The following is a 16023-nucleotide window of genomic DNA, read 5'->3' as shown; positions in this document are numbered from 1 at the left end:
AACGACAACGCAGGATCGCGGGAAAACCGGCCCGTTCCGTCTGGATTGCGCCTGCAAACAGGCCAGACTGCGTTGCTCGTCGCTCATTTGGAATGACCAAACTTCGCTCCTCGCGCCTTGCCTGGCCTGTTTGCAGGCAGCAACTTGGTGGTGCGAATAGATCACTGCTTCCCTAACTTGAACTTCCCCGGCGGCGTCGGCATAAGACAGAGATGGGGCACGCTCATCACGATCATTCACACGCCGAGACTGCGGCGCCCACCAGCGGTCGGGTCTTGTGGCTCGGACTGCTGATCACAGCCGGATTTGCGCTGGTTGAGGCATTGGCAGGCTGGTGGTCGTCCTCACTGGCCCTGATGGGCGATGCCGGGCACATGCTGACCGACGCCTCGGCGCTGGGCATCGGGGCGCTGGCGGCGCGTTTTTCCCGGGTCGGGCCCAACCGCCGCTATAGCTATGGGCTGAAACGGGCCGAGCTGGTCGGGGCATTGATCAATGTGTTGTTCATGTACGCCGTGGTGGGTTTGATCGCCGTGGCGGCGTTGCGGCGGCTGAACGATCCCGTCGCGGTGGACGCCATCACCGTGGTCGGAATCGGCCTGCTGGGCTTGCTGGTGAACGTCATCGTGGCTTGGCTACTGCATCGGGGGGAGCAAACGCTCAACACGCGTGGAGCGATGTTGCATGTCATGGGCGATTTACTGGGATCACTGGCCGCCGTGGTCGCAGGCTTGGTCATCCTGGGGACGAGCTGGATGCCCATCGACCCGATCTTGTCGCTGCTGGTCTGCGCCCTGATCGTGGTGTCCTCCACCCGGCTATTGCTCAGCGCGCTCAACGTGGTCATGGCGGCTGTCCCAGACGGTTTGGATTTAGACGACATCACGCAGGCCATGGAGGCTTGCGATCCGGCCGTGCACAGCATTCACCATGTGCATGTATGGGCGTTGTCGTCGTCGACCACGGCATTGTCGGCGCATGTCGAGGTGGACGATCTCACTCGCTGGCCAGCAATTCAGACAGCGATCGCCACCTGCCTGGAGCGGCGCTTCGGAATCGATCATCCGACCTTGCAACCGGAGCTTCGATCGGCTTCAGCCGTCTGTCGACCCTGCTAGAGAGGTTGCGACGCCCCCTGGGTGGTTGGTAATCCACAGACATTGGTAGGGCGCCATTTCGACGCTGTGCCAGACATCACCGAGTGGTTGATCGCTGATCAACTCATACCAGGGTTCGTTGCGCATCAGGTTCAGATCGGCCAGTGCCAGCTGCTGCGGCTCGGGGGTTAGGTTGTGAATGCAGAACACGCATTGTTCCCGGTCCCGACTCTGGCGCCAGAATGCGAACAGGCCCTCCTGTAGCTGCAAGGTGAACTGGGTTGCGTTGGGGTGGAAGGCGGGCTGCTGTCGACGCAGGTGTAAGAGCCTGGACATACGCGAGAACACCTGCGCATGCGAACTGTCCGGATCGGCCAGGCAGGCGTCCAGTTCGTCAACCATCCAGGTCGCGCGATTGATGCTGCGGTTACGCCCGGTGCGTTCGACAGCCGCGTGATCATTGCCGGTGCCAAGCAGGCTGTGGATATACAGGCCGGGAATCCCTTCCAGCGCCAGCATGACGGCATGGGCGCAGATAAACCGCTCCAGCTGCCACGCATCTTCGCCAGCGACCGTGCCTCTGCAGGCATCCCATAATGCAATGTTGATTTCGTAAGGGGATTCCTTGCCGCCGGCAACCGTACGCGAGGAGATTCGACCGCCGAAGCGCTGCATGGCGGCCACCATGGCATCTCGTTCGGCATCATCCAGCAAGCCTTCCACCGGACGCAGGCCGATTCCGTCGTGAGACGCTAGGAAGTTGAAGTAGGTGGTGCCATCACGGGCCGGCGGCATGCTCATCATCCAGGCCCGCAGGTGCCGGGTATTGCCGGTACAAAGCGCATGCAGCAACAGCGGCGGCAGCGAAAAATTGTAAATGAGATGCGCCTCATTGGCGTTGCCGAAGTAGGCGAGGTTTTCAAAAACTGGGACGTTGGTTTCGGTGATGATCCATGCGTCGGGACAGGCGTGCTCCACCAACGTTCGCAGCAGCCTGACGACTTCGTGGGCCTCGGGCAGGTTGAGGCAGCTGGTCCCTGCGGTCTTCCAGACATACCCGACCGCGTCCAACCGGAAGGCACGAACACCGCGATCCAGGTAATGACGAAAGAGGCGGATGACCTCGAACATCAGTGCCGGGTTGGCGAAATTGAGATCGATCTGGTCGTGTCCAAAGGTGCACCACACATGGCGCGGGCCTGCCTTGGTGTTCACGGGGCGAAGCAGGGGGCTGGTCCGCGGACGCGCCACGGCTCTGAGATCATCATCGGGACTGGCTTCGACAAAGTAGCCGGTACCGGGACTCAGACCTGCCTGATAGTTCGTGAACCAGGGATGAGCCGCCGAGCAATGGTTGATGACGCAGTCGCCCATGACACGGAACTGCTGGCTGATTCTGCGGATATCCTCCCAGTCTCCAAGGTCTGGATGGACCCGCTCATAATCGGAGACGGCAAACCCATCGTCCGAGGTCCAGGGGTAAAACGGCAAGATATGGACCGCAGAGACAATGTCCTTCAGGTGCCGATCCATGAAGTCCGCCAGGCAGTCGAGCGGCGGGTTGTTCGGCGAGCGGATGCTGTCCCCGTAGGAAATCACCACTGCATCGCGTTCGTCCCATAGGTTGCGACGGCCGGGTGGGGTGGCCACTTCCGGGTCCAGTCGCATGGCTGCAATGGCCGCCTCGATGAGTTCAGCGGTGTTGTGGTCCGGGTACAGCAGACGCAGATGATCGTGTAGGCGGTCTCGCAGCCGCCACTGTGGCGGCCGGTTAGCGGTAGTCGTCATGGTCGGCCTCGACGGCATCGTACAGCTGCTCCAGCACGTCCGGCATGGCGGACCGTACGCGACTCCAGCTGGGGATGAACGGGGTTTCCATCGGATTCTTCAGGAAGATTTCGCCGGCCTTGACGATGTTCTTTGCGAACAGCTCGACCGCCTGTTCCTCACGGTGATTGTCGAACTGCAGCCCGTTGACACGTGCATCTGCGGCATAGGTGCTGACAAAATCCAGTGCCACCCGGTAATAGGTGGCCTTGATCGAGCGGAAGCTTTCGGTGGTGAAGACGACGCCATTGGTGGCGAGCTTGCGGTAGATCGCCTTGATGATGTCGATGGACATCTTGGCCAGGCCGCCGCTGTCATCATGGGCTGACAGCGCCTTGTGCTTGTGGTCGTACTGCTCGGCGATATCGATCTGGCAGAGCCGATTGGTCGAGTAGTTCCGGTACATCTCGGACAGCACGCCGATCTCCAGCCCCCAGTCGGTCGGAATCCGCAGGTCGGTTAGCACCCCGGTGCGTAGCGAGAATTCGCCGGCCAGGGCGTAGCGAAAACTGTCCAGATAATCGAGGTATTCCAGCGGCCCGAAGATCTTGCGCAGGGTGCGGATCAGCGGCGTCAGCAACAGTCGGCAGACACGCCCATTCAGCCGCTCCTGGCCCACGCGCGCGTAGTAACCCTTGCAGAATTCGTAACTGAAATTGTTGTTGGCGACCGGATACAGCAGGCGGGCCAACATATTGCGGTTATAACCCAAGATGTCGCAGTCATGCAGCGCCACCGCACCGGTATAGGTTTCTCCATTGGTGAGGATGTAACCCAGCGAATACCACACGTTGCAGCCTTTGCCCCGTGTTTCCGGTGCCAGCAATTCGGCGCGTAGTTGCTGATCCAGGGCACGCAGCCGCGGACCATCATTCCAGATGACCCGCGTGCTCTGTGGCAATCGTGCGAAAAACTGGCGGGCATCTCGATATTGAGATTCATTGGCGCCATCCAGGCCGATGACAATCTGGCTTAGATAGGGCACATCGGCGAGTTCGGTGACAATGTGTTCCAGCGCAGGACCCGACAGTTCATCAATCAAGCAGGGCAACACCAATGACAGGGGGCGGGTCTCGGCAAAGTTCTGGAGTTCGGACTCAATATCCGCGACGGGCCGCTGACCGAGTTGATGCAGCGTCGTGATGACACCGTTCTGAAAGAAATCGCTCATAGTGCTTCAGGCGCCGCGGCAGGCGGCGGCACCCTGTCTTCTCCGTGAGATGCGGCCAGCGCCGCAATAAGGCCTTCGGTCCAGCCATCGGGTGCGGGACGCGAGGTATGAATCGTGTACTGCCGGGCCCGGGTTTCCGGGCAAGGGCCGCCCTGGGGCTTGACCCAGACACCGATGTCGGCCGCTGCCATCATGGCCGCGTCATTCGGGGCATCGCCGAAAGCGATCATGGTCACGTCGGACCAGCCCAGGGTGGCCATGACCCGGCGAGCCGCCAAACCCTTGTCGGTCTGGCCCAGCAGATGCACAAACCGGCCACCGCGGAGGCACTGCAAGCCCCGTTCGCGAGCGGCCTGGGCAAATGCTTCCAGTGCGGCCTCGCTGTCCTGCCAATGCAGCGGTTCGGAGTACTCCCGCATGGACGCCAGCCGGGCAGCAGCTTCCGGCAGGCCGGTGAGATCGACGATCTGCGCGAGTCGCATGTCACTGAACGCCAGACAACGCGCCCCGGTTTGGGCTCGCAGATCGGCCAGATGTGTCTGGATCTCCGCCCGGACCATGCCAAGACAGCGCTCGTTGGCTGGGATGCATTCGGCCCAGGCTGAATCCTCTGGCAGGACGATGGCGCTTCCGTTCTCGACGATCGCCGCCCAGGGTAACGACAGCTGCGACAGAAGCGGCAAGACCTCCGCCCGCGTTTTGCTGGTATTGGGCACCACCGGAATCCGGTGACGCCTGCAATGATCCAGACCGGGCATCGCGCCTTCAACGGCGTAATCGTGATGGCCCAGCAGACTGCCGTCCAAATCGGTGAATACCAGGGCGGGCGGACGTGCTCGCGTCACGAGCGAATGTCGACTTGCTCGATGCGATGGTCCGATCCCAGCTGCAGCAATGCATCGCAACAGTCGGGTAGCGTGCGCAACGCGCGTCGGGTCAGCCGCTCATAGTGTTGAATGAAGCGACTCAGCGCATCTTGAGACATCGGCTGCGCACCCTCGACTTCGCGTGCATTCGCCAGCTCCTGTTCACCGCGCCACTGCGCGACCAGATCGAAGTCTGGGATTTGCAGAAAGAGCAGCCGGTCGATGCGCTCATTGAGTTCGCGATAGGCATTCTCGAGTTCTGCTTCAATGGCACAACGCCAGCGTCCCTCGGCGTCTTCCTCCGCCTCCAGCTGATTCATCGGCCGGGAAGATTCATCCTCGGGCGCTGGCCCAATGCCCAGGCACCAGCCTTCGAACAATACGAGATCCACCGGGCCTTGTACCCGATGCCATTCCGCCAACGGTGCCCGGTCGTCGATCGCCTTGATAAAGCGGGGCACGGCCACCTCGGACGAGGCCGGTGCTTGTAGCAGGGTCCGAATCACGGCCAGGCCCATGGATGGGTCATGGGTGCCCGGTACGCCGCGGGTGGCAAACAACGGATGGATGCGGCGAGACAGCCCCAGGCGAGCGGCCTGGGTTAGATAAAGGTCGTCCAGGCTGAGCATGCACGCACGCAGACCATGCCGATCGGCCAGCGCATCAATGAGGTGCAATGACAGCGTGGACTTGCCCGTTCCTTGTGCGCCGCTGAGGCCAACCACCGTGGCGCCGGCCTGGTGCCACCGTGCAATCGCCGAACTGAGCTCGTCCACAGCCGCTTCATAACTCGGCGTGACGTAGCTAGGTGCAGTTTGGGCGATGTCTGATTCCACGGCATTTACACTGCAAGGCGCGAGCCAAATCGGTGCGCGATTGCCTGCATTCTGCACCGAAGCCGCATATCAGCGCCGGGAGCCCCACGACACGGAGGCCCGATCTGCCTGGATGCAGCCCGGCCCAGCAGGGAAGCGACCACCACGCCGCCCGGACGTGGTGGTCGCCGGACTCGCTACGGCTTGCTATTGGCGAGACGACGCTCGCGATGCAAACCGATATACAGACTGACACACATGACGAGCAGCAGAACCACAAACGGCAGGCCGGTGGAGATGGCGCCGGCCTGCAAGGCATCGAGTGCCTGCTTGCCACCACCAAAGAGCAACGCGCCCGCAATCATGCCTTCCATTACGGCCCAGAAAATCCGCTGGGCCACCGGGGCATCCAGTTTTCCGCCGGCGGTGATGCTGTCGATGACCAGTGAGCCGGAATCAGAAGAGGTCACAAAGAACACCAGTACCAGAACGATGGCGAGGAACGATGTCACCAGGGTCCAGGGCAGTTGCTCCAGCATTTGGAACAGCGTGAGGGACACGGACTCGATCCCATTGGCCAGCTGTCCCTGACCGGACATGGCCTGCTCCAGCCCGTTACCACCAAAGGCCGCCATCCAGAGAATCGTCACCGCGGTGGGTACGAGCAGCACGGCCGTCACGAACTCCCTGACGGTACGACCGCGAGAGACCCGGGCGATGAACATGCCGACAAATGGCGACCAGGACACCCACCAGGCCCAATAGAACACGGTCCAGCCATGGAACCAGGTCTCGTCCTCACGGCCGACCCAGTTCGACAAGGGGATGATATTGGCGACATAGGCTCCGGCGGTTTGGAAGACATCGCCGACGATGCCGATGCCCGAACCGACAAGAATGACGAACAGCAGCAACAGCACGGCCAGTGTCATGTTGAAGTTGCTCAGCAGTTTGACGCCGCCCTCCAGCCCGCGAATCACTGAGATCACGGCGACCGCGGTCACCCCGGTGATGATGGCGATCTGGGTATTCAGGGTTGCCGGGACATCGAACAAAAAGGCCAACCCGCTGGCCGCCTGCTTGGCGCCGAGGCCCAGCGACGTGGCCAGGCCGAAAATCGTGGCCAGCACGGCCAACGTATCGATCACATGCCCCATCCAACCCCAGCACCGTTCACCCAGCAGCGGGTAGAACGCCGAGCGAATGGTCAGCGGCATTTTGTGGTTGTAGGCAAAAAAGGCCAGCGATAGCCCGACCAGCGCGTAAATCGCCCAGGGGTGCAGCCCCCAGTGGAACATGGTGGCACCCAGCGCCTTGCTCACGGCGGCCTTGGTCTCGGGTTCGACACCCAGCGGCGTGCCGTACCAGTCCGTGTAATAGGCGAGGGGCTCCGCCACGCTCCAGAACATCAGGCCAATGCCCATCCCGGCTGCGAAGAGCATCGCGAACCAGGAGAGTGTGGAGAACTCCGGCCTTGCGCTGTCCCCGCCGAGGCGAATGCGGCCGACCGGCAGCACGATAAGCGCCAGACAAAACAGCACGAAGACATTGCCACCGGCCATGAACAACCAGTCAAAGTGGTTGATGGCGAATGCCTTGGCGCCGCTCAGGCCAGCCGAAGCAAGATCGGGAAACATGATCGTGCCGACGACGAAAAACACAACCAGGACGGCACTGACGAAAAACACCGGGTTGTGCATGTCCAGGCCGAGAAACTGAACATTGTTTTCACCGACATCGTGGTCGGTCTCGTAGGTCGTATCAGATGGCATCGCGAATCCTCCGGACGCTGGGCGGTGGGATGAACGCTATCGCCTGCCAGGGCGAGAACGAGCGGCAATATGCCGCCGTGAACAAATCGGTAAGGACACCCGGGGTTGATGCTAGCTAACGGGGTGCCTGCTGCTGAGAATCGGCAATGATCTGGCGGTGCTTGCACCGCCAGGTCTTGCAAGAAAGAAGGTCCTGATCTGCCGGTGTGATGGATTCACTCCTCACTAGAGGTAGAAATCCATCGACACATAAAAGGCATCGAAATCGCCTTCGCCGACCTGACCATTGCGATCAACAAAACCGGTCTGGCCCAGGTACTCGACGTAAATCCATCCAGGGCCATAGTCATAGCTGAACCCAGGGCTGTAAGAGTAGACCGTATCGGCATTGGACCCATCGGTATCGGGCATGGCAGCGTGCGCATCGAGATACCAGAACCATTGTCCGCTGCGGTATCCCAACTCGAAGCCGGCGCGCTGGTTGACGATTTCCTCGGCGAGACCCGCCGTGCTGGCCAGGTAATTGTCGGGCATGTCCCGAGAGGCATGGATGACTTCCGCCTTCAGATACCAGGCGTCGAAATCTCCATGGTAGTGGAGGGCCACCGCATGGTGGGCGCCATCGACGGCCTGCTCCATCATCGGCACCAGGGATTGCAAGCGGCCCGCCTGGGCTGATAGCGAGAGGGTGTGCTGAGAGCTCAGAGGCAGGTCGACATTGCCGACCAGTGTCTGCACCTTACGGAACGTGGTGGAGGAGCCCCAGTGTCCGTTGTCATCGACCGTATCGGTGCTGGTCTCGCCCCAGTCATCGGCGTGGTAGTAGGCCAGTTGGTAGGCGATAGGCGTTGTGGATTCCAATTTCAGGCCCACGTCCATCTGATCCCCGTAACCGGCCTGCAAACCGTCTCCAGGCCAGAAATTGACGGTCTTCCAGGCGAAAGGCACTTGGCTTTTACCGACAACCAGCCGGTGATGATCGCTCAGGCCAAAACCAACTCAGGCCTTGTGCAGCGTGAACGTCGAGCCTGTGGAGTTATTGGCCGAATCCGTGAAACTACCGGGGCCGATACGAAGCTCAGCGGAGTAACTCCAAGGCTGGTCTTTGTCATCCGACTGGCCATCGGCATAGAGAATCAATGCCTCGTCAGCGAAGTCGCCGAGGGTGTCCTCATCACGTGGATCATCGACCACGTAGCGATAATTGGCCCAGACACCTGCGCCGAGTGTCGACTCTGCTGCCACGGGTGCACAGGCCATGGTTGCCAGTCCAGCAACCAGCATTCGTCCCTGATATTTCATTCGCCACTCTCCCTGTGTTGTTATTCGGCACCCGCTACAGGTGGAAAGCACACGCGGCAGCGTTTTCAAAGGGTTACGATCATGCCCCTTGATGGTGCAAGATGCTTACACCCTATCTAATCGGAAGAAGCGATGCCAATCGAACCGCAGACCGAACAGCGTCGGCTTGCCAGTCAGAAGGCTGGCTAACGATGGAGGCGTGGGTTCAACGGGCGTTGGCGAAATGGCCCAACGTGCCGCATGTCTACGGGTGGATTCGACTGGACCGCCGCGGCCGCTGGTATCTCAAGGGGCAACAGGTCGAACGGCCCAAGCTGATCGACATGATGCGGCTGAACTATGCGCCCGACGAGCGCGGTGCCTGGTACTTCCAGAATGGCCCTCAACGCGGCTATGTCGAACTGGAGTACACACCGCTGATCGCCCGGTCTACGCCGGATGGTGGTCTGGAGTTGCACACTGGCGAGCAGGTGGATTCGATCGCGTCCGCCCACCTCGATGCCGACGGCTCGGTCGTGCTGCAGACGGGGCAGGGTGCGGCCGTGCTGGACGGAGCGGATTTGACCTGGTTTCTTGATCGCGTCGCGGTTAGCGAGTCGATGGATTTGGACACAGCCTTGGCCGCTGCACTGGAGCTGCCCTCGGGTGCTCAAACCCCGCTCCAGTTGATGTGGCACGGGCAGGAACGGCCAGTTGTCCGTTGTGATCACGGCCATCTACCGGACGCCCTGGGGTTTCAGCGCCATCCTCAGGAATAAAAAAAGGCCGATCAGACTGATCGGCCTTCGGCGGGAAAGAAGCCAGCCTAGTTCATGTGCCGACGCCGGCGTCGCAGGCGTGCACCCGCCATCAGCAACAAGGCGAGTGAGGCGCCTCCAGTCAGGCTGCCGCCACCGGATACGCTGTCAGGCGATGAACCACCACCCGATCCACCTCCGGACCCGCCATTGCTCCCACCCGAGCCGTTGCCCACATCAGCAACACAGCCGAGTACCTTGACGTCGTCAACAAACCAACCCAGGTTCCCGTTGCAGCCATCTTGACCGAAGTCCCAGCGAAACTGCACGGTGTCACCGGCGCTGGCGAGCTGCGTTAGGTCAACGATGGTGGTGCCCCAGCTACCGGTCGCAAATCCCTGATCGGAACCGTGCCAGGCCGCCTCACCGGCCTTCGGATTGGTGTTGCCATCCACGGTCGCATCATTCAGCGGTGCGCCATGGGGGTTATGAACGAATGCGGCAGCATCCACGACCGAGAAAGCGCTGCCGTTTACGCTGACCATTAGATTGCCCCCGTCCCAGCTCGTTTCGGTTTGAACGAAGTGCGTGAACTCGAAATGGGTATCCGTGTCGTTCACGGTGATGGCCGGGGTGTCCATGGAGAACTGACCCGAGATGTCGCCACCCGGCGCACAACTGCCCTCCAGCGAATCCAGCGCAAAAGCCGCGTAGGCTGAGCGATCTCCAGGCACATCGGCCGAAATCTCCCAGTGGGTGTCGGGCCAATCTGCTGTGGCGCCGACGCTAGTCAACACCCAGTCCGCCGGCAGACTGCCGGACTCGAAGTCTTCGCTAAAGGACACCGACGCGACTTCGTCTTCACCACAAATTGCCGGAGTTTCGGCCTCCGGCGCCAAGACCGGCAAGTAGCCGCATTTTTCGGTGGGATCCTCACGCATCTCGACCGCTAGCATGGCCGCGGCCACAGCGTCGCAATCGGCTGCGGTGATGATGTCGCCCGAAACCTCACCAAAGTAGTCGTTCAGCGGAACTCCTGTCAGATCCGCACAGGACTGCTCCAGCGCATCCGCATGTTGGGGAAACGTGGTGCTGGGCGTCTGGTAATGGGTCGCGGCATGAAAGTAGATATGCGCGGCCTTGATCATGCCGATGGCGGGAATATCAACGCCGTTGAAGGACTTGCCATCAGCCAGCATCGCAAAGGCATGGTTTGGAACCCCCGAGTTGGTGTGAACGCCGCCGTTATCGCCTGTGGCGCAATAATAATTTTCAGAGGTGATCACGCTGCCGGGCGAGGGCGTGGACAGCACCGGAATACCCAGAATTGGGACATTGGCGCCAAAGTTGTCCGGATCCCACATATCGCGCAGTAAGAGACCGGCAGCGGCCTCGCTCAGGTCCTCGCCGAGTACCCAACGACTGCCCCCGTTCTCAAAGTATTCACCCTCTGTCAGCGTGGCGCCCAGCGGGCCCTCCAGGCCGTTGATCAGGTCGTACATCTCGCCGTAGATATCGGAGTACGACTCGTTCAAGGCACCGGACTGGTATTGATAAATCAAACCATGGGTGTACTCGGTGTAGCCGTGACTCCACTCGTGGCTGACGATGTCATCCGCATCGAAGCCGGGGCAGTAGTTGGTCGACACGCCGTCCCAGTACGCATTCGGGCAGTTCTGATTAATCAGATAAACGCTGCGCTGCACCTGCTCTTCAGGCGCAACCGCCCCATGGTCATAACCGGCATAACCGAACATGTTGTCGTAGAGCGCGTAGGTGCCGCCGGCAAAAATGTAGAGATTGTCAGTTGGCGTGGCTGGAATCCGCGATGAGCCCGTCACGTCACCGGCAAACTCAGGATCGGCCGGAGCCAGCGCGCTGCCCTCGGTGACCACCGGCGGCACGTCCAAGGTCGGGGTGTAGATTTCGCGATTCAGGGTTCGGTGAATGCGATCGATGCGGTTCAGCACCACACCGGAGTTGGCGTCGACGATGATTTGCTCACGCACGGGGTCTTCGGCCCGGCGGTAGGCATCGACCACATTCACCTCGTAGGCGAGGTGGTTGCTCCCGGGAATGCCGCGCAGCAGTCCATGGCGGTAGTACACGAGGCGCGTTGATTCGACAACCGGGTTTGCACCAGAGTGGTGCTTCCGGGCCATGGCCAGCGCCCGGGACTCAGCCTGTGCCGCCGATTTATACGGTGCCGTGTTCAGCGCCTCTAAACCCTCGATGACGACACCGCTGATCCCGCGAGCACCGCGATCATCTAGATGCACAACGACGCGTGCCGCAAACACGGGCACGCCGCGATGGACCTGATCCAGGTGCACATGCGTGCCGCCTGCTGCGTCGTGGCTGACGCGATTCAGAACAAACGCCTGATCGGCGCGCTGCACGCCCAGCGTCTCCCCGAACTGGCCCAGCGCCTGCAATGCGCGCTCCAGTGGCGGCGCGCTGGCATCTAAGGCGATGAGCGGCTGGTCGGAAGCGGCGCGGAGCAGGGCGAATTGCTGATGTGGGCGGTGGACCACCGTCAGCGCGTCGCCGGCCTGTGCCTGCAGCTGCGCCAGGCGTACACCGCGGTCGGGACTGGCGCTGGCGGTTGCGGCCAGCAGAGATAGGGCCGCCAATGCCGGCGCCAAGAGTCGTGTCGTCATCATGAGGTTGTTTCCGGTCATCCATCCCATCGAAGAAGGACCTTCGAACGGATGACATCAGGTCGTGGGGATAATCCGGACGGCCAGCAACAAGCATGCCGTCACAAAAAATGCTGAATGCCGCCTTTCAACAGGCCGAATCCGGTTGACCCACAGGGCCCGACGGGCGCGCGGCGGAGGGTTTCATTCAGTGCTTGCTTAAAATTAAGTTAACCTGAGTGAACTCGATTGGCGAGCGCCTGACGATGTCGACGGTTGAACAAGCCGTCACTTGGCACGCAGGTTGATTAGCCTAGCGTCGATCGACCATCTTGGAATGCTCGGGGAACCCCAGTGAACAAACTCTTTGGAATTGCGGCCGCCGGTGCCGTGGCGGCGTCGGCCGTGTTCGTCTACGACCTGGCCGATCCGGCGCAGGCCACGCTTTGCCCACCAGGTATGCATCTGGCTGATCCCGTGGCTTATGCCAGGGAATTTCGCCCAGACCTGAGTCCTGATCAAGCGCAGGCCCTGCGGGACCAATACGGGGAACAGGCCTGCCTCAGCGACAAGCACCCCGAACCTTTTCTCGAGGTTCAGCAGGCACAGCAGGCGCGGTCTCCCGGTGTCGGGATTGTTGCGCCGGGCGCTTTCCGGAGTGCGGTGGAGCGCAAGCAGGCGATGCTGGGCGACAAGGCCGTCGCTGGGGCCGATGGTCAATGGATTGAGTACGGCACGGGTCCGCTCATCACGGATGACGAGCGTTTCGGCACATCCGGTCTCGGCATCGGCACGTCCATGGGGCGGGTCGATAGCTTCGCCTATGATTCGGAGAACAAGCGATTGTTTGCTGCCGTGGGAACCGGTGGCATTTGGATGAGCGAGGCCGACTCGGTCGACCAGCTCAGTGACTTCTGGGTTCCAATTGGCGATGGCCTGCCGACCTTGAGCACCGGTGCCATTGAGTTCATCCCAGCCAAGGACTCACGCCCGTCGCGCTTGGTGGTCATCACGGGTGAACACACGATGGGCGGGAGCGCATACGTCGGCCTGGGCGGATTCTGGTCGGATGACCTCGGCCAAACCTGGAATCAGTCGACCGGGCTACCCGATGCCGCGCTTGGTTTCGAGGTCGCTGTCAATGAAGCGGACTCCGACGAAGTCTATGTGGCCACATCCAAGGGCTTGTTCAAGTCGTTCGACGCCGGCAGCAGCTTCGTCAACGTGAACTTGCCCACGTCGCCAGAATGCGCCGGCGTGACGGAGCTTGGTCCCTGTCAGTTTGCAAACTTTGTCACCGATGTTGTCGTCAAGACACCCGGCGGGCTCACCGACGAGGCCGGGGGCGTGGTGTTAGCCGCCGTCGGTTACCGCGCGGGATTGCTGACCTTCCCGGACGGCACGATTCATTCGCCAGGTAACGGGTTGTATCGCTCGGATTCAGGCGACCCGGATAGCTTCGTCAAGCTGGACGTATCGGGCGACGGACTGTCACCGGTCGGCTTCACCACACAGGAACGCATCGGTCGGGTGGAACTGGGCCAGGCAACCGGCCCGGACCAGGATCACAACGTCGTTTACGCCATTGTTGAAGATGCGGTGCTCTTTAACGGCGGGATCGGCGTGCTGGACGCACCGGACCCGGGCAACGGCGAGGGTGTCGGCTCGATTAATGGCACGGCATTCAACGGCATCTACGCATCCACTGATTTCGGCGATAGCTGGATGCGCCTGGCTGATGACCCCGAAATTCTGAACCCGGCGGCGGGTTCCGGCCTGGCGGCGCTGGCAGCCATCAACGGACCCGGCGTCCAAGCTTGGTACAACCTCTGGATTTCACCCGATCCCACGCGTAGTGATGCCCTCGGTGGCGGCGTGCCCACCCGGCTGATGTTCGGCTTGGAAGAGGTGTGGCAGTCGGTGACAACCGCAAACATCCCGCAGGATGGCGTGCTGCAGGGGCCTGGCACCTCGGACTACGAAGTCATTGGCGTGTACTTCCGCGGGGACACCTGTCAACTGGCCTTGTCCGGGGTTCCGACCTGTCCGACCAACACGTCACCGCTGCCGGGCACGACCACGCACCCTGACCAGCACGACGGCATCTGGATTCCAACCACGGATGAAACCGGCACACCTGACGGGGGTGTCTGCTTTTTCGCCGGTAACGATGGCGGCGTGTATCGACAGTGTGTCGGCGCAGGGGAAGAGCTGGACAACGATGGCTGGGCCCGCGGACACAACGAGGGCTTCTACACCTTGCTGCCCTATGGTCTGGCCGTGGCCAAAGACGGCCGCGTGTACTTTGGCCTGCAGGACAACGGTTCTGGTTTCATCGACGGTGACACCCGGGAGATGTTCCAGACACTGGGTGGCGACGGGTTTTACGCCGCGGTTGATCCGGACGACAGTCATTACGCCTATTTGACCACGCAGAACGGCGGTTTGAATGTCACCGTTGACGGCGGGCTCAGCTTCTCGGGTGCGGGTGCGGGCGTCTCCAATCCCATGTTCGCCAACTGGTTCACCATGGATGAGACCAATGCCGAGCACGTGATGACCGGCGGCTCGAACATTGTGCAGACGCTGACCGGGCGGGAAACGGGGAACTGGGATGAGGTCTTTGACCTCGGCAACTCCGAGACCGGCGGGCTGCGGCAAATGTCCACAATTCATTTGCGCGATGGCAACGCCTACGTGGGCTTCTGTGGCGTATGCGACATTCTGGGTCGATGGGACCTGGGCTTCGGCAATGGCATTGCGACCAATGTCAATGGCGACCTGCCGCCGAATCCCGGCACCTCGGATGGCTGGCATTTCACCGCGGCCGAGGGGCTGCCTAACCGCTACATCACCGCGATCGAGCAGGATCCGGCCGATCCGCAGACCATTTACGTGACCCTGGGTGGCTACGCCGGTCGCGAGTGGGTGCCGCCGGGCTCTTATCTCGACACCAACCCGAATATCGGTACGGGCAATGTCTTCAAGTCCACCGATGGCGGCGAAAGCTTCGTCAACATTTCAGGCAACCTGCCAGAGGTCCACACCAACACCGTGCTGCTGCGGGCAGGTCAACTGCTGATCGGGACCGACCTGGGGACGTTTATTTCCTCGGACACGGATGGCTCCGAGTGGTCGGTGCTCGGTGGTGACAGCCTGCCCAATGTGGTGGTGACCCAAATCGTCCAGGACCCGGCGGACCCGAACCGGGTGTTCGCGTCGACCTTCGGCCGCCATATCTGGAGTTATAGCTTCGACGATGCCGGGAATCCACCGGTGGTGCCGTCTCCCTCTGCGCCAGCGGGTGCAGGCGGTGCGCTGGGTAGCGGACTGATGGCGCTGCTGGGTCTAACGCTGCTTCGGCGCCGGCGTCAGTCGCCGCGGTAGAGGCGGGGCTGGATCGGGTTGGGGGGCATTTGCACGTAGTAGCCCTGTTCCTTCAGCCCGGCCAGCACGGCTGTCACGTCGGACCGCGCGAGCTTGCGGTCCGGCGTGAGCGTCAGGCGCATCGCTTCATCCAGCGGGCCGGTGAGCTGACGCAAGGACTCAGGCAGCTCAGTGATCTCGGTGTCCTCCGGAACGAAAACATAAAGTTCGTCATGACGACGGCTGCGTAGCACGATGCACTTCATCCTGGGCCTGTTGAGCGACGAGTAACGGGCGCGCATGGTGGCCAAGGGCGTCACCGGGAGCAAGTGCCCCGCAGCTTGTTCCGTCGCAGCCAGGCGGGCAGGATGCCCCGACGAGCGACCGGAGAAGCGGCCGTGTCCCGGACGCGATCTCCAACAGTGCCTGGG

The 16023-nt window shown here is 61.5% G+C and carries 12 protein-coding genes; 3 read left to right on the top strand and 9 right to left on the bottom strand.

Annotated features, from left to right (window positions below; genetic code table 11):
* Positions 1-212: 212 nt before the first annotated feature.
* Positions 213-1118 (top strand): cation diffusion facilitator family transporter, encoded by a 906-nt coding sequence (locus tag DEH80_RS05770; protein WP_109719519.1) that lies wholly within the window; start codon positions 213-215, stop codon positions 1116-1118.
* Here the strand turns inward: DEH80_RS05770 and DEH80_RS05765 are convergent.
* From DEH80_RS05765 to DEH80_RS17420, 7 genes are all read right to left on the bottom strand, one after another.
* A complete protein-coding gene (locus DEH80_RS05765) occupies positions 1095-2885 on the bottom strand; it encodes a sugar phosphorylase (protein WP_109719518.1) in 1791 nt (596 codons plus the stop codon). The genes DEH80_RS05770 and DEH80_RS05765 overlap by 24 nt on opposite strands.
* On the bottom strand, positions 2869-4095 hold the full coding sequence (locus tag DEH80_RS05760; protein ID WP_109719517.1) for a glycosyltransferase family protein: 1227 nt from the start codon (positions 4093-4095) through the stop codon (positions 2869-2871). Before DEH80_RS05760 ends, DEH80_RS05765 begins: the two co-directional genes overlap by 17 nt.
* On the bottom strand, positions 4092-4940 hold the full coding sequence (locus DEH80_RS05755) for an HAD-IIB family hydrolase (protein ID WP_165831315.1): 849 nt from the start codon (positions 4938-4940) through the stop codon (positions 4092-4094). Before DEH80_RS05755 ends, DEH80_RS05760 begins: the two co-directional genes overlap by 4 nt.
* Positions 4937-5797, bottom strand: a complete 861-nt coding sequence (locus tag DEH80_RS05750) for a hypothetical protein (RefSeq protein WP_109719515.1) — start codon at positions 5795-5797, stop codon at positions 4937-4939. The genes DEH80_RS05755 and DEH80_RS05750 overlap by 4 nt, the downstream gene beginning before the upstream one ends.
* A gap of 176 nt (positions 5798-5973) precedes the next feature.
* On the bottom strand, positions 5974-7548 hold the full coding sequence (locus DEH80_RS05745) for a BCCT family transporter (RefSeq protein ID WP_109719514.1): 1575 nt from the start codon (positions 7546-7548) through the stop codon (positions 5974-5976).
* A 225-nt stretch (positions 7549-7773) separates the two neighbouring features.
* Entirely contained in the window at positions 7774-8496 is a 723-nt protein-coding gene (locus DEH80_RS05740; RefSeq protein ID WP_207774488.1) for a hypothetical protein, read from the bottom strand.
* Positions 8497-8547: 51 nt separating this feature from the next.
* Complete coding sequence (locus tag DEH80_RS17420) at positions 8548-8850, bottom strand: hypothetical protein (RefSeq protein WP_207774487.1); 303 nt, start codon at positions 8848-8850, stop codon at positions 8548-8550.
* Between the two features lie 191 nt (positions 8851-9041).
* Between DEH80_RS17420 and DEH80_RS05735 the strand changes: the two genes are divergently transcribed.
* Positions 9042-9608 (top strand): DUF2946 family protein, encoded by a 567-nt coding sequence (locus DEH80_RS05735; RefSeq protein WP_165831314.1) that lies wholly within the window; start codon positions 9042-9044, stop codon positions 9606-9608.
* A gap of 47 nt (positions 9609-9655) precedes the next feature.
* Here the strand turns inward: DEH80_RS05735 and DEH80_RS05730 are convergent, their stop codons facing one another.
* A complete protein-coding gene (locus DEH80_RS05730) occupies positions 9656-12250 on the bottom strand; it encodes a M4 family metallopeptidase (RefSeq protein WP_165831313.1) in 2595 nt (864 codons plus the stop codon).
* Between the two features lie 330 nt (positions 12251-12580).
* Between DEH80_RS05730 and DEH80_RS05725 the strand changes: the two genes are divergently transcribed.
* On the top strand, positions 12581-15613 hold the full coding sequence (locus DEH80_RS05725; protein ID WP_109719511.1) for a hypothetical protein: 3033 nt from the start codon (positions 12581-12583) through the stop codon (positions 15611-15613).
* Here DEH80_RS05725 and DEH80_RS05720 read toward each other — a convergent pair.
* Positions 15598-15894 (bottom strand): YcgL domain-containing protein, encoded by a 297-nt coding sequence (locus tag DEH80_RS05720; RefSeq protein ID WP_243412758.1) that lies wholly within the window; start codon positions 15892-15894, stop codon positions 15598-15600. The genes DEH80_RS05725 and DEH80_RS05720 overlap by 16 nt on opposite strands.
* Between the last annotated feature and the right edge of the window lie 129 nt (positions 15895-16023).

The organism is Abyssibacter profundi (assembly GCF_003151135.1).
Taxonomy (GTDB): Bacteria; Pseudomonadota; Gammaproteobacteria; order Nevskiales; family OUC007; genus Abyssibacter; species Abyssibacter profundi.
Note: the sequence above shows the minus strand (reverse complement) of the source record. Positions and strands in the feature narration are given on the sequence as shown.

Excerpts from the sequence above, each read along its gene's own strand:
- DEH80_RS05770 (WP_109719519.1), top strand. The coding sequence starts at position 213 with ATGGGGCACGCTCATCACGATCATTCACACGCCGAGACTGCGGCGCCC.
- DEH80_RS05765 (WP_109719518.1), bottom strand. The coding sequence starts at position 2,885 with ATGACGACTACCGCTAACCGGCCGCCACAGTGGCGGCTGCGAGACCGC.
- DEH80_RS05760 (WP_109719517.1), bottom strand. The coding sequence starts at position 4,095 with ATGAGCGATTTCTTTCAGAACGGTGTCATCACGACGCTGCATCAACTC.
- DEH80_RS05745 (WP_109719514.1), bottom strand. The coding sequence starts at position 7,548 with ATGCCATCTGATACGACCTACGAGACCGACCACGATGTCGGTGAAAAC.
- DEH80_RS17420 (WP_207774487.1), bottom strand. The coding sequence starts at position 8,850 with ATGAAATATCAGGGACGAATGCTGGTTGCTGGACTGGCAACCATGGCC.
- DEH80_RS05735 (WP_165831314.1), top strand. The coding sequence starts at position 9,042 with ATGGAGGCGTGGGTTCAACGGGCGTTGGCGAAATGGCCCAACGTGCCG.
- DEH80_RS05730 (WP_165831313.1), bottom strand. The coding sequence starts at position 12,250 with ATGATGACGACACGACTCTTGGCGCCGGCATTGGCGGCCCTATCTCTG.
- DEH80_RS05720 (WP_243412758.1), bottom strand. The coding sequence starts at position 15,894 with ATGCGCGCCCGTTACTCGTCGCTCAACAGGCCCAGGATGAAGTGCATC.